Annotated in this window: 14 protein-coding genes; 11 read left to right on the top strand and 3 right to left on the bottom strand. The window is 73.4% G+C overall.

Annotated elements, in window-relative coordinates; translation table 11 throughout:
- Positions 1-101: 101 nt before the first annotated feature.
- The 5 genes from ACFXG1_RS22895 (at position 102) to ACFXG1_RS22875 (ending at position 7,817) form a co-directional block, all read left to right on the top strand.
- A complete protein-coding gene (locus ACFXG1_RS22895) occupies positions 102-1,604 on the top strand; it encodes a DegT/DnrJ/EryC1/StrS family aminotransferase (protein WP_384711371.1) in 1,503 nt (500 codons plus the stop codon).
- A gap of 46 nt (positions 1,605-1,650) precedes the next feature.
- A complete protein-coding gene (locus ACFXG1_RS22890) occupies positions 1,651-3,921 on the top strand; it encodes a lipopolysaccharide biosynthesis protein (protein ID WP_384711391.1) in 2,271 nt (756 codons plus the stop codon).
- A gap of 95 nt (positions 3,922-4,016) precedes the next feature.
- Positions 4,017-6,020 carry a glycosyltransferase gene (locus ACFXG1_RS22885; RefSeq protein ID WP_384711375.1) on the top strand — a complete coding sequence of 668 codons (2,004 nt, stop codon included), beginning with the start codon at positions 4,017-4,019 and terminating at the stop codon, positions 6,018-6,020.
- A 242-nt stretch (positions 6,021-6,262) separates the two neighbouring features.
- On the top strand, positions 6,263-6,745 hold the full coding sequence (locus ACFXG1_RS22880) for a hypothetical protein (protein ID WP_384711379.1): 483 nt from the start codon (positions 6,263-6,265) through the stop codon (positions 6,743-6,745).
- A gap of 25 nt (positions 6,746-6,770) precedes the next feature.
- Positions 6,771-7,817, top strand: a complete 1,047-nt coding sequence (locus tag ACFXG1_RS22875; RefSeq protein WP_384711382.1) for a hypothetical protein — start codon at positions 6,771-6,773, stop codon at positions 7,815-7,817.
- A gap of 24 nt (positions 7,818-7,841) precedes the next feature.
- On the opposite strand, the gene ACFXG1_RS22870 is transcribed toward ACFXG1_RS22875, so the two are convergent.
- The 3 genes from ACFXG1_RS22870 to ACFXG1_RS22860 form a co-directional block, all read right to left on the bottom strand.
- Positions 7,842-8,597, bottom strand: a complete 756-nt coding sequence (locus ACFXG1_RS22870) for a polysaccharide deacetylase family protein (RefSeq protein WP_384711394.1) — start codon at positions 8,595-8,597, stop codon at positions 7,842-7,844.
- A gap of 80 nt (positions 8,598-8,677) precedes the next feature.
- Complete coding sequence (locus ACFXG1_RS22865) at positions 8,678-10,003, bottom strand: glycosyltransferase (RefSeq protein ID WP_384711385.1); 1,326 nt, start codon at positions 10,001-10,003, stop codon at positions 8,678-8,680.
- A 97-nt stretch (positions 10,004-10,100) separates the two neighbouring features.
- Complete coding sequence (locus ACFXG1_RS22860; RefSeq protein WP_384744325.1) at positions 10,101-11,261, bottom strand: GNAT family N-acetyltransferase; 1,161 nt, start codon at positions 11,259-11,261, stop codon at positions 10,101-10,103.
- A gap of 368 nt (positions 11,262-11,629) precedes the next feature.
- On the opposite strand from ACFXG1_RS22860, the gene ACFXG1_RS22855 reads away from it, so the two are divergent.
- The 6 genes from ACFXG1_RS22855 to ACFXG1_RS22830 all read left to right on the top strand — a co-directional run bounded on the left by ACFXG1_RS22855 (position 11,630) and on the right by ACFXG1_RS22830 (position 17,877).
- A complete protein-coding gene (locus ACFXG1_RS22855; RefSeq protein WP_384744323.1) occupies positions 11,630-13,756 on the top strand; it encodes an ATP-binding protein in 2,127 nt (708 codons plus the stop codon).
- A gap of 35 nt (positions 13,757-13,791) precedes the next feature.
- Complete coding sequence (locus tag ACFXG1_RS22850; RefSeq protein WP_384744341.1) at positions 13,792-14,199, top strand: roadblock/LC7 domain-containing protein; 408 nt, start codon at positions 13,792-13,794, stop codon at positions 14,197-14,199.
- Positions 14,196-14,555 carry a DUF742 domain-containing protein gene (locus tag ACFXG1_RS22845; RefSeq protein WP_384744321.1) on the top strand — a complete coding sequence of 120 codons (360 nt, stop codon included), beginning with the start codon at positions 14,196-14,198 and terminating at the stop codon, positions 14,553-14,555. The genes ACFXG1_RS22850 and ACFXG1_RS22845 overlap by 4 nt, the downstream gene beginning before the upstream one ends.
- 85 nt (positions 14,556-14,640) lie before the next feature.
- Positions 14,641-15,306 carry an ATP/GTP-binding protein gene (locus ACFXG1_RS22840; protein ID WP_384708639.1) on the top strand — a complete coding sequence of 222 codons (666 nt, stop codon included), beginning with the start codon at positions 14,641-14,643 and terminating at the stop codon, positions 15,304-15,306.
- Entirely contained in the window at positions 15,303-16,574 is a 1,272-nt protein-coding gene (locus ACFXG1_RS22835) for a cytochrome P450 (RefSeq protein WP_384708591.1), read from the top strand. Before ACFXG1_RS22840 ends, ACFXG1_RS22835 begins: the two co-directional genes overlap by 4 nt.
- Positions 16,575-16,908: 334 nt before the next feature.
- Positions 16,909-17,877: an FG-GAP repeat domain-containing protein gene (locus tag ACFXG1_RS22830; RefSeq protein WP_384744319.1), complete on the top strand. Its 969-nt coding sequence runs from the start codon at positions 16,909-16,911 to the stop codon at positions 17,875-17,877.
- The last annotated feature ends 147 nt before the right edge of the window (positions 17,878-18,024 follow it).

Below are 18,024 nucleotides of genomic sequence, written 5' to 3'. Positions count from 1 at the left end.
ACGGAAGCAGGGCCCCTCCCCCCGGGAGCGGGCCCTGCTTCCGTCATTGACGCGGCCGACCGGCGTGGTCCACATTGGCGACGGGTTCTTGGGGGGACGAAATGGCTCAAGGGGAGGGTCGGCCGTCGTCCGTATCGCCCTCGTCGCCTTACTCGGCGATCGAGGAGATGATGCGGGACCGGCTGGGCCGCGAATGTCTGTACGTACCGTCGTGCAGAATCGGCATGTACCTGGCACTGAGGCACTGGGTGAAACCGGGCGGCCGGGTACTGATGGCGCCCGTCAACGACGACGTCATCTTCTTCGTCGTGCTCGCGGCCGGGCTGAAACCGGTCATGGCGCCGGTCCACCACGAGGACGGCTCCATCGATGTGGACGCCATCCCGGACGCCACCTGGGAGGGCCTGGCCGCCGTCCTCACGGTCAATATCTACGGCAATCCGGATCCGGTCGCCGAGCTGCGTTCCCGCTGCCATCTGATGGGCATCCCGCTCATCGAGGACGGCGCCCACGCGATCGGCACCACCGTCGGCGGTCGGCTCATCGGCACATTCGGCGAGGCGTCCACCTTCAGCCTCGGCAAGCACCTGGGCGCCCGCACGGGCGGCATTCTCGCGATCGCCGACCCCTCCCAGCGCCGCGCGCTCGAACGGGCCAGGGACGAGCTGCTCACCCCGGGCAGCATGGTCTCCGAGCTGGCGTACGGCATCCGTCCGTATATCGAGTCCGTCGTACGGGGGCTGCGCCTCACGTCACTGGCGTGGGCCGTGGTCCGGCTGCTCGGGATGGAGGAGCGGGGCCCGGAGATCCGGATGCCGCTACGGGCCGCGCAGCTCGTGGAGGCCCTGAACCACGCCCCGGCGCTGGCCCCGTTCAACACCTGGGTACGGGTGGACATGCACGACTACCGGATGCGGCCGGGGCCGTGGCGGCTCAATCGGACGGAACGCATGCTCGCCGAACTGGACACCCTGCTGGAGGCGTATCGCGAGGGGACCGAGAAGCTGCTGGCGTCCCGGTGGGCGATCCGCAGGCCCGGCCCCGTACAACCGCTGTTCCAGGTACCGCTGCTGGTCGAGGACCGGGAGGGGACCCGGAATCTGCTGCACCGCAACCGGATCACCACCGGCTATCTCTACGACCCGCCGCTGGACGTGTACGCCGCCGCCTTCACCGAGCACTCCCGGACGCCGGAGGCCGCCGAGTGGTTCGGTAAGCACGCCATGCCCGCCGATCCGCTGAAGGCCGACCGGATCCTCGAAGTCCTCGACCGGGCGGGGGTGGCGCCCGCGCCGCCGTTCTCCCCGCGCAGACCCGGCGCTCACCCGCTGAGCACCGGACGCAAGACGCGCCGGCCGTCGTCGCGGACCCTGACGACGGAGGCGTTCAGTACGTCCCCGGAGCACCCGGCCGCCCCCGGGCCCCTCACCGTGCCGACCGGCGGACCGGTGGGAGTGCCGTCCGGCGGCGCACCGGCCGCGCCCGGCTTCGACGAGCAGTCGACCATGCAGATCCGGGCCGCCGATCTGGCGCTGGAAGACCACACGATGCAGATACGGACTCCGGCCTCCCCGGGTTCCTTCCCGGGCGAGCCGCGTGTCTGACACCGATACCACCCGGCTGCGCAAGCTGCCGGACCCGTCCGACACCATGATGCTCCGCAGGGTCCCGTGGTCGGCCGCCGTCGCCGCCCCGCACCACCGCCCGGCCGCCCCCGGCGCCGACAAGGAAGGCGGCGAAGGGGCCGGCGGCGACGGCGCCGACGAGAGCGGCGGGGACTCCCTCTTCCGCAACGCCTATGCCCTGATGCTCTCGACGGCCGTATCGGCCGCGCTCGGCCTCGGCTTCTGGCTGGTGGCCGCCCGCTACTACTCCAAGGAGGCCGTCGGCGAGGGCTCGGCCGCCATCGCCGCGATGCGCCTGCTGGCCTCGGTCACCGCGACGACGATGATCGGCGCCGTGGTGCGCTACGTCCCCCGGGCCGGTCGCCGTACCGGCCCGCTGGTGTGGCGGATGTACCTCATCAGCTCGATCGTCGTCACCGTCGTCTCCACCGTCTTCCTGCTCACCCTGCCCCTGTGGGGCGAGTCGTACGAGCCATTGGGCGGGCTCTGGCCCGGGGTGGCCTTCGTCCTCTCGTGCGTCGGCTGGGCCCTGCTGACCCTCCAGGACGGGGTGCTCACCGGGCTGCGCCAGGCGTTCTGGGTGCCCATCGGCAACGCCGTGTTCTCCATCGGCAAGCTGCTGCTGCTCGCCGCCTTCGCGACCGCCCTGCCGGTGCTGGGGATCTTCGTCTCCTGGGGCGCCGCGATCGCCTTCTCCACCGCCCCGCTGGCCTGGCTGATCTTCCGGAAGCTGATCCCCCGGCAGTCCGCCGCCGACCGGAACCGCGAACCGCCCCGGCTCAGGGAGATCGCCCGCTTCCTCGCCGGCGACTCGGTCGGCGCGCTCTTCTCCCTGGCCATGATCAACCTGCTGCCGGTGATGGTGGCCGTCCGCTTCGACGCCACCCACAACGGCTACTTCTACATCGCGTACACCGTCGGCGGCACGATGGAGTTCATGGCCATCAACATGGCCTCGTCGCTCACCGCCCACGCCTCCCACAGCCCCGAGACCCTCGCCGCCGGGGTGCGCGGCGCGCTCCGCCGGATGGCGCTGCTGCTGGTCCCGGTGGTCGGGGTGCTGGTGCTGTTCGCGCCGCTGATCCTGGCCCCGTTCGGATCGTCGTACGCGGAGAACGGGACGACCGTGCTGCGGCTGCTGGCCGCCGCCGCGCTGCCACGGGTCGCGGTCGAGCTGTACATCGGGGTGCTGCGGGTCCAGGGCAGGACCGGCATGCTCGCCGTGGTCCAGGGCCTGATGTGCACCCTGGTCCTGGGGAGCGCCGCGCTGATGCTGGGCCCGGCCGGGATCTCCGGCGCGGGCTGGGCGATGCTGCTGTCGATGCTGGTCATGGCCGTGGTGGTGGCGCCCGGTCTGCGGGCGGCGCTGGCGGGCAAGGAGCCCGCGCCTTCGAAGCTGTGGGCGCGGCTGGTGGCCCGGGGGCCCGCGAAGAAGGCCGAGTACGGCGACGACTGGGCGCGCCGGGACGCGGAGCGGCGGGACCGGGTGGCCCGGGACGAGGAGGAGTACGGCTCGGCCGCCTATGTGTGGAGCGGGCACGACACGGCGACGCCCGCGTTCGGCATCCCGGTCTTCGTACCGCCCGAGCCGAAGGAGACGGTGCCCGTCGACCAGCCGTCGGGTCCGGACGAATCGCGGATCGCGCTGGCGCTGTGGGTGCTGCTGGGGCTCGCGGTGGCCCTGTTCTGGGGTCCGCTGCTGTCCGCGCCCGACCTGGCCGCTTCGGCCGTACTGTCGGGCAAGGAGCTGCTGAAGGCGCTGCCGCCGGTGACGGTCACGGCGGTGGTGCTGCTGATCGTGGTGCAGAGCGCCGCGTTGTCGCTGCTGCGGCCGCGCACCGGGCTGCTGTCCGCGGCGACCGTGGTGACCTTCGCCGCCCTGCACACGGCGCCCGCGGTCCTGGGCTGGGAACCGGAACCGGTGGAGGGCGCGTGGTACGAGACCCTCGCCCGCTTCCTGGGCGCGGCGGCGGGCTGGTCCGACCCGGAGGGCGCCCTGCGCTGGCTGCCGACGGTGAGCCAGTTCTTCCTGCTGGTGGCCGTGATGGCGCTGGTCCGGACGGTGCGGATGCCCGAGGAGTTCCAGTGGGGGGCGCTGTGGGTGCTGGTGGTGTGCGGCTGGGCGTTCCAGCGGGTGCTCGCGCCGGTGGCCCTGCCGCTGCAACTGCTGCTGACCCTCGCGGTACTGGCGCTGATCGTGACGCGTACGGTACGGGCGTCCCGTACATCGTCCGCGGGGTCCCGGCGGTCGGACGAACGGGACGGACAGGACGGACAGGACGGGCGGGCCGGATGAGCCGCCGGAGCCCGTACGCCCCCCAGCAGTGACCCCCTGAGAACCCGTAGCAGTCGAGCCGAACGAGCGAGACCGAGAACCATCCGAGGTGAAGCGTGCGACGACCACCCACCGATTCCGGCAGACCGGTGCCGCGACCGGACTCCGGGCAGCCCGCCCCCACCGGGCGGCGCCGCCGGGGCGACGGCGCGGCGGGATCCGGGGTGGACCAGCCCACCATGGGGCTCTCCGTGGCCCGGCTGCGCGCCTCGTTGGCGGGCGGCGCCGGTGCCGACTCCGGGCCGGGCCCGGGCGTCCCCGGACCCGGGCGCGGTGACCGCAGGGCCGCCGGCGCCGAGAGCCGGATACCCGACCGCCGTACGCTGATCACGCTGGGCGCGCCGCTCGCCGTCGCCCTGCTTCTGTGGGTGATCGCGACGGCCACCGTCGACGTCTCCGACCTCTCGGACTTCGGTCTCTTCCGGGAGCTGCCGATCGTCTTCTGGCTCGGTCTCGCGGTGCTCACCGGCGGTTTCTGGTACTGCGTCCGCGATCCCCGCCGGAGCCAGTGGTGGCCGCTGGCGTACACCGTCGGACTGCTGCTCTTCGAACGCGCCACGCAGGCCGTGGTCTATCCGACCCCGCTGTACGCCTGGGCGTGGAAGCACGACGCGATCATCGAGCATCTGCTGGACGCCGGACGGCTCCAGCGGGGCGCCGAACTGCGCGAGATGGCGGTCTACGACCAGTGGCCCGGCTTCTTCGCGGCCCAGGCGGCGCTGGTCGATCTGACCGGGGCGGAGAACGCGCTGGCGTTCATGTCCTGGTGGCCGCTGCTGTCCAGTCTGATGCTGCTGCTCCCGCTGCTGCTGATCTACCGCACCTTCACCCAGGACCGGCGGCTGATCTGGACCGCCGTCTGGATCTTCTACGCGGCCAACTGGGTCGGCCAGGACTACTTCTCGCCGCAGTCGCTGGCGTTCGCGCTCTATCTGGGGGTGATCGCGGTGGCGCTGCGCCGGGCCGAGGCCCCGGCACCGGGCCGCCGCGCCCGGCAGATCGTGTGGACGGCGCTGCTGGTGCCGCTGATCGCGGCGATCGTGGTCGCCCACCAGCTCACCCCGGTGATGCTGGTGGTGAGTCTGGCGGCCCTCTGCGTCATGGGCCGCTACCGGGACTGGACCCTGGTGATCGTGCTGGTCCTGGTCTTCGCGGCGTGGAACCTGACCGCGTCGCTGCCGTTCCTGCGCGAGGCCGTCCCCGACATGATCAAGTCCTTCGGGGACGTCGGGAGCAATCTGGAGCGGGGGTACGGCTCCGTGCCCACCGGCTCCGGGGCGCTGTTCGCCTCGTGGTCGGCGCGGCTGCTGTCGGCGCTGGTGGTCCTGCTGGCCGCGGTCGGCGTGTTCCGGGGCGGCAAACCGCTGCGCACCCGGGCCAGACCGCTGCTGCTGCTCGCCGCCGTACCGCCGCTGATGGCGATAGCCAACGGCTACGGCAGCGAGATGGTCTTCCGGGTCCTGATGTTCATGCTGCCTTTCCTGGCCTTCTTCGCCGCCGTGGCGCTGCTGCCGGTGACCTGGGCGGCGCGGGCGGGCGCCGAGCGCCCCCGGCTGGCGACGGGCATCCGCTACGGCGTCGTGCCGGGGCTGGTGCTGACGGTGCTCACGGCGTTCTACGTGCCCAGCTATATGGGCAAGGACCGGCTGAGCTACTTCCCGCCCGCCGAGGTGAAGCTGGTCAAGGATCTGCTGCGGACGGCCCCCGAGGGGTCCCTGGTGGTCGCGGCGCACCGCAACTACCCGGCCGCGTACGACCGCTACTGGGACGTGGACCACTACTGGTTCCTCGACGACGCCAAGTTCCACGTCGACGACATCGTGAAGGAGCCCGCCAAGACCCTGGCGAGCGATATGTCGGGGGTACGGCCGCCCGGTGAGGCGTACTTCCTGCACACCCGCGGCCAGGTGGCGAACTCGGAGATGAACGGACTGCTCACCGGTGAGCAGATGCGCGACATCGAGAAGGACGTGGCGGCTTCGCCGCTGTTCGAGAAGGTCGCGAGCAACGAGGCCGGGGCCGTGTACCGGCTGAAGCGCGCGTCGGGGAGGGCGTCATGAGACCCGGAGACCGAGACCGAGACCGAGACGGAGACGGTACGGGACGGGCCGCCGGGCGGGGTTCCCGACGGCGGTCCGGACCGGGCCGGGGACAGGGACCCGGGCCGGGGTTCGAGCAGGGATACGGGCAGGGGTACGGACCGGGCCAGGGCCAGGGACCGGGCCCCGGGCCGGGGTTCGAGCAGGGGTACGGGCCGGGACCGGGCCAGGGACCCGGCGGCTTCCAGGGCTTCGGCGGCCCGGTGCGGGCCCCGGACGCACAGCCGTCCGGCGGGCTCACCGGCCTCGGCGCGCGGGAGGCGCCGGCCGTCAGGTTCGGCCCGGTCGTGGCCGGTCTGGTGGCCCTCGTCGCCACCCTCCTCCCCGACGGCAATCCGCTGCGCTGGCTGCCGATCGCGGTGTTCCTGCTGGCCGGACCCGGCGTCGCGGTCCTGCGGGTCTGCGCGCCCCGGCTCCGCCGCGACCGGGCGGTCGGCCCCGAGGACGCCTGGGAGTCCGGCTTCGACCGCGACTCGGACCGGCTCGAACTGCTGATGCTCGCCCTCTTCCTGAGCATGGGCCTCACGGTGCTCGCCGCCACGGCGCTGATCGCCGCCGAGTTCTTCAGCGGAACGGGCGTGCTGCTCCTGCTGGTCGCGCTGACCGGGATCGCCGCCGCATGTCCGCAGCTCCCGGAGGGCAGACATCGCTCCGACGACCCGGCGCCCCCGCCCCGGGCCAAGTGACCCGGCGGAAAGGCGAGAAACGCACGTGACGAACCGCGGTAGGCCGTGGGCCCTGTCCACGGCCGTCGTGGTGGCGCTGCTCCTGGGCGCCGTCGCCCTGGCCCTGGAGGACACCACCGCGCACGACGACGCCCGCCCGTCGCCCGACTCCCCCGAATGCCGGGTCACCGAGCTGCTGGTGCCGCCGTGCGGTGCCTGGTTCGGCGCGTACGTCCGGCACGAGAAGCCGGAGCTGACGGAGAAGGTCCTCGCCTACGAGAAGCGGATCGGGCGCAAGCTCGACATCGTCTACGCGTACCACGACATGTCCACCGACGACCTCGAAGGGCAGCTCGTCACCGAGCAGGAGCGCGAGGTCGGACAGGAGCGGATGCTGCTGCTGTCGTGGGAGAGCAAGTGGTGGGGCGGTACGGACGCCCAGCAGCCGCGGTGGACGCAGATCTCGTCGGGCGCGCTGGACGCCACGGTGATCGACGTCCAGGCGCGGCGGGTCAAAGAGTACGGGAAGCCCCTCTTCCTCTCCTTCGACCTGGAGATGGACACCCGGATCCCGGGTGCGGGGACACCGGAGGAGTTCGTCGCCGCCTGGCGCCACATCCACGACCGGTTCGCCGAGCTGGGCGTCACCAATGCGGTGTGGACCTGGACGATCACCGGCTATCCGGGCAACAACGCGCTGTTCCCGAAGCTGTACCCGGGCGACGCGTACGTCGACTGGATCGCGTACAACCGCTACAACTACTACCGCTGTCACGACACCGACTGGGTCTCCTTCGGGGAGACCCAGCGCGACGTCCACCGCTGGATCCGGCAGCACATCTCGGCCGACAAGCCGCTGATGCTCTCCGAGTTCGGCTCGGCGGACGATCCGGAGCGGCCCGGCCGCCAGGCCGAGTGGTACGACGAGGTGCCGTCGGTGGTGAAGGAGCTGGACGGGGTGCGCGCCGCCCTCCAGTGGAACTGGCGCGACCCCGGCCCGCACTGCAATCTGTCGCTGGCCCGCGACGCGTCCTGGAAAAGCCTCGGCGACGGGATGGCGGATCCCTACTTCAACCAGAACCGCCCCTGGTGACACGGGTCGGAAGGATCGGGGCCGTCAGCCCGCGAAGACGGGCCCCCGGACCGCGGCGCGCGCCCGGCGGTACCAGCGCCAGCCCATCGTCTTGAACCCCTCGGGGAACGGCGCCACCGGCACCCCGCCGCCCGCGAGCCAGGTCTCCACATCGGCGACCGTGTGCGTACGGCGGATGATCAGCCGGGCGATCCGGTACGCGTCGTCGGTCTCCGAACTGAGCGCGTGCCGGACCGCGACGGCGGAGGTGTAGCCCGCGCGCAGCGCCGCCCTGCGTACGCCCCGGCTGCTGTAGCCGTGCGGATAGGCGAGATGGGTCACCTCGTGGCCGAGGACGTCCTCCAGCACCTCGCGCGGCTCCCGCAGCTCCCGTTCGAGGTCGCCCCCGCGGAGCGTGTCGAGCTGAGGGTGGGTGACGGTATGCGTCCCGATCTCCATGCCGTACTGCTCCAGCAGCGGCACCTGGGAGAGGGTCATCATCGGCGCGGGCGGCAGCAGGCTGCGCCCGCCGGGGGTGATCGCGCCCGTCGTCAGATACGCCGTCGACGGCAGGGACCGCTCGGCGAGCGCCTCCGCCGTGGGGCCCGGCAGATCCGCGAACCCGTCGTCGATGGTGATGATCACCGGCCGGTCCGGCAGCGGTGTCCCGTTCGCGAGATGCGCGGCGAGGGCGCCGACGGTCACCGGTGTCCGGCCACTGGCGACGACCGCGTCCAGCTGGTCGGTGAACCGGCGCGGGGTGACGGTGAACTCGGCGATCCACTCCGGCGGGTCCTCCATGACCGCGTGGTAGAGGAGGACGGGGATGTACGGGGTCCCGGGCGCGGCTCCGGCCGTCCCCGGCCGGTTCAGCTGGTCGTTCAAGGCTGCTCCTCGCCCCGTGGCTCCCACGGCGGCCGTACGCCCCGCGTCTTGCGGCGCGCCTTGGCGTAGCCCAGGGGTCCGGCGAGCATGCCCCGCCGCTCCAGCCGCGACAGTTGCCGTGGCCACGGATAGTCGTGCGTACCGTGCGCCCCGGGTACGGCGGCGCCGCCGGAGTCACGGTGTGCGGTGATCGTACGGGCCCTGGCCAGGCCGCGGGGGAGTTTCCTCAGCAGCGACGGGAGCAGGGCGGGGCGCCGGACCAGGACGGCGGTCAGATAGGCGGTGAGCCCGGCGCCGTATCCGTACGCCTGGTTGGTGAGGTCCTGCCAGGTCTCGCGGTGGTGGTGCCAGACCAGCGCCTCGGGGCTGTAGCGGAGCCGGTGTCCGGCGGTCAGTACGGCGACGAAGGCGTAGAGGTCGTCGCCGCCGCGGGCCGGGGTGCCGGTGCCGGTGGCCGGGTCGAAGCCGCCGGCCGCGCGCAGGGCGGTGGCCCGGAAGGCCATATTGGCGCCGGAGCCGAAGCTGCCCGCGGTGAACGGGAACAGCGGCTCGTCGGCGGGCGGGAGCGCCGGGTCGTAGGTCCTGGCGGCGAAGCCCTTGGCGAAGCCGCCGTGGCTCTCCAGCAGGATCTGCGCGGGGGTACCGAGCCGGGCGGGGAGGATGAGGCCGGTGGTGCAGCCGAGGCCGGGGTCGTCGGTGAACGGCCGGGTCAGCTCGGTGAGCCAGCGGGGGTCGGCGATCACATCGTCGTCGGTGAAGGCGACGATCTCGCCGTCGGCGGCGGCCACGCCCCGGTTGTGGGCGATGGCGAGGCCGGGCACGGGCTCGGTGACGTAGCGGACGGGGACGGCCCGGTCCGCGTACTCCTTGGTGACGAGTTCCTCGGTGGCCGCGGTGGTGGGCGCGTTGTCGACGACGACGATCTCGAAGTCGGGGTGGTCCTGGGCCAGGAGGGAGTCGAGGGCGTGGGCGAGCCGGTCGGGGCGCTCCCGGGTGGCGACGACGACGCTGGTACGCGGCGGGGGGCCGGTGGTGTCGGCGGCGACGGGGACCCCGGTCCTGGCGAGTTCGGCGCGGGCGTGGGCGGCGACGGCGTCGGCCGGGTTCTTGCCCGCGGGCACCGTACAGACGACGGTGGCGACCGGGCGGCCCGCGACCCGGACCAGGGCGTAGACGGCGTCGCCGCTCTCGATCGCGGCGGCGGGCGGCAGCGCGGGGCCGAAGGAGACGACCTCGCCGTCCGGCCCGGACAGATCGAGCTGGGCGACCCTGATCGGGGTCGGTGGCGTCGGCGGTGTCGCCGGGGGCGGCTGGGGTGTCACGGGTACGGGGTTCTTTCCTCGGGCTCGGAAGCGTACGGGCGGTGCGGTGACGGAGGTCTTCCGCTGCGGCGGGTCCTGACGGTGCCGGGCGGCGGGTTCAGCGGCCGCGGAGCTTCGCGAGCCCGGTGAGGGTGCGCTGAGCGGCGGACGCGAGCCGGGGCCGGTCGCGGACGTACCCCTGGGCGCGGCGCGGCGGTTCGCGCAGCAGCCAGTGGAGCGCGGCGCCGGTACTCGGCCGTACCGCCGCGCCCTCGTGGACCCGGAGCAGCCGGGTGTGCAGGGAGTCCTTGTACTCGGCGTCGCCGCGGCCCATGTCGAGGGTGGCGATGCCCGCGGCGGCGGCGCCCTCGGCCATCCGCAGATGGAGCACGAGCCCCGGCGAGTACTTGGCGAAGGCGGGGTCGTACGCCGGGAACCAGCAGGCGAGGAGGGTACGGGAGCGGAGGCCGAAGTGCGCGGCGACGGGGCGGTCCCCCGCGTACAGCACCGACAGCACCCCGGAGCAGCCGGTCTCGCCGGAGCCGTGCAGCCGCCGGACGAGTTCGGCGATCCACTCCTTGGCGAACCGGTCGCTGCGGCCGGTCCTGCGGTACTGGGCGGACTTCCACTCCATCAGGGTCGCCAGCGCCGCCGGGTCGCGCTCGTCGAAGACGAACCGGACGTCGCCCGCCTGCCGGGCGAGCCGCCGCTCCTTGGCGAGGGTCGTCTTGAGGAACTTCGGGGCGCGGGCCCGCAGCTCGTCCTCGTACGCGGGATAGCCGCGGGAGACGTCGATCGCCGGGGAGCGGAACGATTCGGCGGCGGCGGCGCCGAGTGCCTCCTGGCCGTCCTCCAGATTGTCGAACTCCCAGACGGCGAGCCCGCAGGCCGTGAGCAGGTCCCGGGCCGTGATCCCGAGGCCGGGGCGGAGGATCGCGCCCTGGCAGTCCGAGACCCCGAGGCCGATCGCCCGGCCGCGGCCGAAAGCGCCGCGTTCGAAGGGGAGGAATCCGACGGGCGGCCCGTCGGCTTCGCCGTCCTTCCACAGAATCGCCACGCGGGCCGCCGGGCGGACCGCGGCGACGGCGAGGGTGAACTCGGGCTCCATGAAGGGGCTGGCGGAGGCGCCCGCCGCGAGTTGCTCCCGGCGCACCGCTCGCCAGCTCTCGATTTCGCGTTCGCCCAGCTCGGCGGGTGCGACGACCCGGACCCGGATGCTGTGCGCGCCGGCACCGGCGGCGGCGCGATGGCGCGCGTCGGGTGTGTCGACGAGGCTCATGGACCCCCGGCCTCCCCTGAGAATTTCCCGGACAGGACGGTACCGGGTGATAACCGACAGGATAGACAGCCCCCGGAACTGTGCCCGAGGTGTGAAGACGTGGAGGACGACGTTACCCGCGGGAATGCCGGTTCCGTCCCCGGGGTCTCTTACGACCCTGTTCCGGCTTGCCCAACTGATATTCGAACGCGGTCGGTTGATCGTAGGATTCCTCCCGCTCCCGTCCCCCTGCGGGAGCCGATGCGTCCGGGAAGGACTCCGTCTTCCGTGACCTCTTCAGCACTCATCGCCCGTATCCGCCGGAAATCCTCCGCCCGGGAGGATTTCCCGCCGTTTCCCAGGGATCAGTCCGGACATTCCCGCCCCGAGTGCCCGCCGCCGCCTGGCCGCAGATGGTGAGGCGGGCCGCCGGGACCGGGGCGAAACCGGTCCGTACCCCCTTCTGGTGGCCGGTGCTCACGCTGGCCGCCGTCGCCGCAGGCGCGGTCGCCGCCGCCCAGCACACCCCCGTCGACCGGCACCGGATCGTCACCGGCGCCGCCGTCGGCGCCGGGCTCCTGCTGCTCTCCTGGACGCTGTTGCTGGCCCGGCTGCTGCGCGGCCGGCGCCGCCGGTGGGCGGCCGACCGGCGCACCGCGGAGGCCCGCGCCGCCGAGGTGGCGCGGCTGGCCGCCGTACGCGCCCCCGCGATAGCCGAGCGGCGCCGCGCCGGACGCGCTCTCGACGACGTCCCCGGACCCCTCTCACCGGCCGCCGACACCGGTGAGGAGTTCGCGGCGGACCTCGCCCTGATCGTGGCCGCGCTCGGCTCGGACGAGGCCGTGCGCCGGGAACGGGAGCTGCGCGACGCCGTCCAGGCCGCCTTCGAGTCCGTCGCCCGCCATATGCACGCCATGGCCACGGTGCAGCAGCAGGTGCTGGACGAGGTGGAGCAGAGCATCGAGGACCCCCGGCTGATGGCCGGGGTGATGCGGGCGGACCACGCCGCCGCGCAGATGACCCGCAAGGCGCAGACGCTGCTGGTGATGTGCGGGGTGTGGCCCGCGCGGCGGGAGAGCCGTCCGGTGTCGCTGTACGACTGCGTACGCGGCGCCCAGTCCCGGATCGTCGAGTTCGGCCGGGTCGAGGTGCACGGCGGCCGGACCCTGCACGTCGTACCGCCCGCCGTGGAGGGCGTGATGCACACGATCGCCGAACTGCTGGAGAACGCGACGGTCTTCTCGCCCTCGCGCACCCAGGTCGTGGTCACGGTCCGGGAGGTGGGTTCGGGCGCGGTCGTGGAGATCGACGACGCGGGCCTCGGGATGCCTCCGGACGTGCTGGAGCGGGCGGCCGCGCGGATCCGGGACGAGCTGGACCTGGCGAACCTGGGCGCGGTGCCCCGGCTGGGTCTGGCGTGCGTCGGCCGGTGGACGCGCGAGCTGGGGTTCGGCGTGGAGCTGTCGGCGGCGTCGGCGTACGGCGGCACGCGGGCGGTGGCGTTCCTCCCGTACCGGCTGCTGACCGAGCCGCTGTCGCACTTCTCGCGGGGAGCCGGGGGGCGGGACGCGGAGGCGTACCGCGGCGGCCGGTCCTACGGCGCCGCGCCGGACGCCCCGGCGGGCGACGGGCACGAGCCGGACGCCCACGACGGGCCGGGATACGGAACCGGACCGTACGGAACGCCGGACGGCGCCCGGGCCCGGGTCCGGCGGCTTCCCGAGCCCTTGCCCGAGACCCGGCCCGAACCCCGGCCCGAACCGCTCCCCCGCTACCGCCCCGAATGGTCCGACCCCCGTCCCGGCGCGCCGTCCGACGCTCCGTACGCGCCCTCGGACGACGTTCGTTACGACGTTCGTTACGACGTTCCGTACGACCCGTCGGACGATCCGGTACGCGGCCCGGGCCCCGGCCCCCGGGCCTTCCCCGGGGAGCCCGTCCGCCCCGGCGCGCCGTACGGCAGCCGCCCCCAGCAGGCGCGTTCATGGGGTGCCCCGGCGCCGGGACCGGCCGGGGACGGCGGGGACACCAGGGACACCAGGGCCGCCCTGCCGCGCCGCCGGAGCAGGCGCGGCGCGGCCGTGGAGGCCGCCGCCCAGCAGGCCCTGGGGCCGCGGACGGAGCCGGTGCTCCAGCCCGCGCCCCAGCCGCCGATACCGCCGGCGCCCGAGGTGCCGGAACGGACCGCTGTCTGGACGCCGGAGGACGCGCGGGCGTCGGTGGCGAGCGTGCTGTCCGGTACCCGGCGGGGCCGGGCGTCCGTCGCCGGGGCACAGGCGGAGGCGGACGCCGGGGACCGCGAACGGAACCGTGAACGGGCCAGGGGGCGGGCCAATGCCTCGGAGCCGGGCGTTCCGCCCGACCGGCCCCGCCCCAGGTTCCGGCTCCCGGACCCCGAGCCGCCGCCCGCGCCGTACGACACGTACGACCCGTACACCGGCTACGGACCCGGCGACGGACCCGAACCGCCCGCGGACACCACCGAACCCGATATCCACCATGGAGGCAGACCGTGAACGGTCACCTTTCGATCCTCCCCGACGTGGGGTGGATGCTCAGGCCGCTGATCGAGATCCCGGGCGTACGGCACGCCGTCGTCGTCTCCGAGGACGGGCTGCGGCTCGGCCACGCGTCGGCGCAACGGCTGACCGGACCGGTCGGGGAGTTGAGCGTCGCGCGGGCGGAGTCGCTCGCGGCGGCCTGCGCGGCGATGAACATGACGGGCCGATCGACCGCGTCCCTGCTGTTCGGCGCGGGAGCCGGGATGCGTCAGCTGATGCTGGAGTCCGAACACGGCTTCGTCCTCTTCTCCCAGGCTGGTGCGGGGGCCCATCTCGCGGTGGCGACGGGCACGGACGCGGACGTCGGTCTGGTCGCCCAGCAGATGCAGCTCCTGGTCGCCCGGATCGGGGCCCATTTGAGCAGCAGGCCCAGGGATCCCGTGGCCGACACCTCATGACCGACCCTCCGCGGGAGCGGACCACTCCGGCGGTACGCCCGTATGTCATCACCCGGGGGCGCGCGGGCGCCGAAGGGCCGCCGCTGCCGTGGGAGACCCTGGTGACGGCGGCGGGCGTACCGCCGCCGGACTCCCTCCTCCCGGAGCATCTGACGATCCTCCGGGAGTGCCGGGGACTGCTGTCGGTGGCCGAGGTCGCCGCGTACCTCGGCCAGCCGCCCCCGGTGGTGCAGGTACTGCTGGCCGACCTCGCGCACTGGGGTCTGGTCGTGCTCCGCCCGCCCGTACCACCGGCCGACCGCACCGATGCGACCATGCTGAGAAAGGTCCTCCATGGCCTCGAACGCCGTCTCTGACCCCTGGGACCGGGACACCCCCGGCACCCGGGGTCCGGGACACCAGGGCCCGCCCGCGGCCCCGCAGGTCCCGGCTGCCCGCGCCCTGCCCGCCGCCCCCTCTTCCCCCGCCCCGGCCGGGAAGTACGTCGCGGAGAGCGTCCGGGGCGCGGCCAAGATCCTCGTCGTCGGGCCGCTGGGGGTCGGCAAGACGACGCTCATCGGCACCGTCTCGGAGATCGAGCCGCTGTGTACGGAGGCGGTGATGACCGAGGCGGGCGCGCGGGTGGACACCATGGTCAGGGCCGGGAAGACCACCACCACCGTCGCCCTGGACTTCGGCCGGATGACGATCGACGGCGCCGTGGTGCTCTACCTCTTCGGCACCCCGGGACAGCAGCGGTTCCTGCCCGCGTGGCGGGAGCTGGCGCGGGGCGCGCTGGGGGCGCTGGTCCTGGTGGACACCCGCGATCTGTCGGCGTCCTTCGACGCGCTGGGCAATCTGGAGGACCTGGGGCTGCCGTTCGCGGTCGCGGTCAACGACTTCCCGGGCAGTCCGCGCCATCCGGAGGACGAACTGCGCGGGGCGCTCGATCTGCTGCCCGGCACCCCGCTGGTGCACTGCGACGCCCGGGACCTGCGCTCGTCGGTGGGGGCGCTGATCGCCCTGCTGCGGCATCTGATCGACGATGCACCGGGACCGGAGGCGGGACCAGGACCGGGGGTGGGACCGGGACCGGGGGCGGTCCTGCCGGGCGGGGGCTTGTTGTGAGCTATCCGCCGCAGCACGCGTATCCGGCGTCCCGTACGCCCGGCGGCCGGTGCCCGACGGCACCTGCGCTCTACGGGCCGGAACCGGACGGCGACGCGCTGCCGTCCTTCTACGGGGAGCTGCGCCGCGAGTACGGCCCGGTGGCGCCGGTGACCCTGGCGCCCGGTGTGCCCGCGTGGCTGGTGATCGGCCATCGCGAAGTGCTGTACGTGGCCCGGGAGGAGCAGGACTTCTCCCACGACCCGCGCCGCTGGTCGCTGCCGCGGGACGGGCGGGTCCTGCCGGAGTCCCCGGTCATGCCGGTCCTCGGGTGGCGCCCTGCGCTGCTGTACGCGGACGGGCAGCAGCACCGGCGGATGCGGACCGTGGTGTCGGAGGCGATCGCCGGCATCGACGGCCACGAACTGCGGCGCGGCGTACGGGCGACGGCCGAGGAGCTGATCGGGACGTTCGCGCCGAGGGGCGAGGCGGACCTGGTGGCGCACTACGCGCAGAAGCTGCCGTCCCAGGTGCTGGTCCGGCTGCTGGGGCTCGACGAGCGGACCGGCCAACAGCTGATCTGGGCCGTCACGGGCATGGTCGCGGCCAACGCGGACTCCGCCAACGCTGGCCGCAGGATGAGCGGGATCCTCGCCGAACTGGTCGCGGACCGGCGCCGGCACCCCGGCCCCGACCTGGTCTCCGTCCTGCTGGGGGATCCGGCGGGGCTCTCCGACGACGAGGTGCTGCACAACCTGGCGGTGATGTTCCTCGCGGGCAACCACACCACCGTCAACTGGATCTCCGCGACCCTGCGGGTGCTGCTGTGCGATCCGGCGTTCCGCTCGTCCCTGACGGGCGGCCATCTCACCGTGGACGACGCCCTCGACCTGGTCCTGTGGCGGCATCCGCCCACCCAGCACCTGCCCGCCCGGTACGCCACCCGGGACCTGGTGCTCGCCGGCCGCCCGATCCACGCGGGCGATCTGCTCCTCCTCGGCCTCGCGGGCGCCAACCGGGACCCCGAGGTCCTGCCGGCGGACGGCTCCCCGGTCGTCGGCAACCGCTCCCATCTCTCCTTCGGCGCCGGACCCCACACCTGCCCGGCACAGGACCCCGCCCGGCTGATCACCCGTACCGCCGTCGACGCCCTCCACCACCGGCTCCCCGACCTCCGCCTCTCCGTACCCGAAGCGGATCTGCCGTGGCTGCGGTCCCCGTGGAGCAAGGGCCTGGCGGCGCTGCCCGTACGGTTCGAACCGCGCCGCCGCGGGCGGGAGAGCCGCTGAGCCGCTTCTCGCGGGCCGGGCCGGCTTTCCGGATCCGGCGTACAACCATCCCCGGGGAGCGGGGGTCAAACCCTTGTGTCGGCCCGGCCGACGCACCTGGCCGTCCGGCCCGTGTCCGCCGCGTAGGGCACGGTCCGGGGGCCATCACCGGGGGATAACGGGGGTTTTCCAGCCGACCGGTCATGTTCCGGTCCGGTGCCGGGCCAATGCCTCGATTTCCCCAACTGTCCGACGAAATAAGTTGATCGGACCGAGGAACAGAGCGAATACTTCAAAACGTAGTGAACCCCCCTCAACAGGGAGTTCACTCCCATTCGCATACGGGGTGACAGCTATGACCACATCCAACGCCAACCGCACCCGCACTCGTACCCGCACCCGTGCCCTGTCCCGGCTCGCCGTCGCCGCCCTCACTGCGGCCCTCGTCGCCACCGGCACGAGCGCCGTCGCGGCCGACGAGTCCGACAAGCCGGGTGCCGCGGACCGCAAGGCCGGAAAGCTGGCGGCCGAGATCGCGAAGCGGGGCGCGAAGGGCGCCGCGGCCGACGCCCGGAGCGCCGCGCCGAACGCCGCCGAGCAGCGCGCGCTGTACGCGTTCGCCGGCGGGGAGCTGTACGGCTACGGGCTCGACGGCCTCGGCGGCTACCAGGCGCGCGAGTGGCTGGGCTCGGGCTGGGAGTTCATCAAGAACGCCACCCAGGCCGACAACGACGGCGACGGCTGGGCCGACGACGTCTGGCTCTGGGACCAGTCCGGCTATCTGCACTACTCGTCCGCCGAGTCGCCCGACAGCGTCCTGGTCGGCGGCGGCTGGAACATCTACAACCATGTCTTCTCACCGGGCAACCTGGCGGGCGGCCCCGGGGCCGACCTGCTCGCCCGGGACTCGGCGGGCGCCCTCTGGATCTATCTCGGCCACGGCGACGGCAGGGTCACCGCGCCCGTCCGGATCGGCGGCGGCTGGAACGTCTACGACCGGATCGCGGGCGTCGGCGACCTCACCGGCGACGGCAGGAGCGACATCACCGCCGTCGACAAGTCCGGCGACCTGTGGCTCTACGAGGGCACCGGTGAGCACCGGACCCCGTTCAAGCCCCGCGCCAAGGTCGGCTGGAGCTGGAACATCTACAACGGCGTCGTCGGCGTCGGCGACCTCGACCTCGACGGCAAGAGCGACCTGATCGCCCGCGACAAGGCCGGCGCCCTGTGGCGCTACTCCGGCACCGGCCAGGCCGCCGAGCCCTTCAAGCCCCGCGTGAAGATCGGCACCAACGGCTGGAACGCGTACCGCCTGATCTTCTGACCCGACCCGACCCGACCGGACCCGACTCGACCCGACCGGGGTGGGGGGGGGGGGGGGGGGGGGGGGGGGGGGGCCCCCCACGCCAGCACCCCCCCCCCCGGGGGGGGGGGGGGGGGGGAAAAATATTGGATGTAGGTTGGTGTGTAT

This window comes from Streptomyces sp. NPDC059248 (genome assembly GCF_042753905.1).
Taxonomy (GTDB): domain Bacteria; phylum Actinomycetota; class Actinomycetes; order Streptomycetales; family Streptomycetaceae; genus Streptomyces.
This window is presented reverse-complemented; position numbering and strand designations above follow the sequence as displayed.

Coding starts and splice junctions, on each gene's coding strand:
- ACFXG1_RS22895 (WP_384711371.1), top strand. CDS start 102: ATGGCTCAAGGGGAGGGTCGGCCGTCGTCCGTATCGCCCTCGTCGCCT.
- ACFXG1_RS22890 (WP_384711391.1), top strand. CDS start 1,651: ATGATGCTCCGCAGGGTCCCGTGGTCGGCCGCCGTCGCCGCCCCGCAC.
- ACFXG1_RS22870 (WP_384711394.1), bottom strand. CDS start 8,597: ATGGAGGACCCGCCGGAGTGGATCGCCGAGTTCACCGTCACCCCGCGC.
- ACFXG1_RS22860 (WP_384744325.1), bottom strand. CDS start 11,261: ATGAGCCTCGTCGACACACCCGACGCGCGCCATCGCGCCGCCGCCGGT.
- ACFXG1_RS22850 (WP_384744341.1), top strand. CDS start 13,792: ATGCTCAGGCCGCTGATCGAGATCCCGGGCGTACGGCACGCCGTCGTC.
- ACFXG1_RS22845 (WP_384744321.1), top strand. CDS start 14,196: ATGACCGACCCTCCGCGGGAGCGGACCACTCCGGCGGTACGCCCGTAT.
- ACFXG1_RS22830 (WP_384744319.1), top strand. CDS start 16,909: ATGACCACATCCAACGCCAACCGCACCCGCACTCGTACCCGCACCCGT.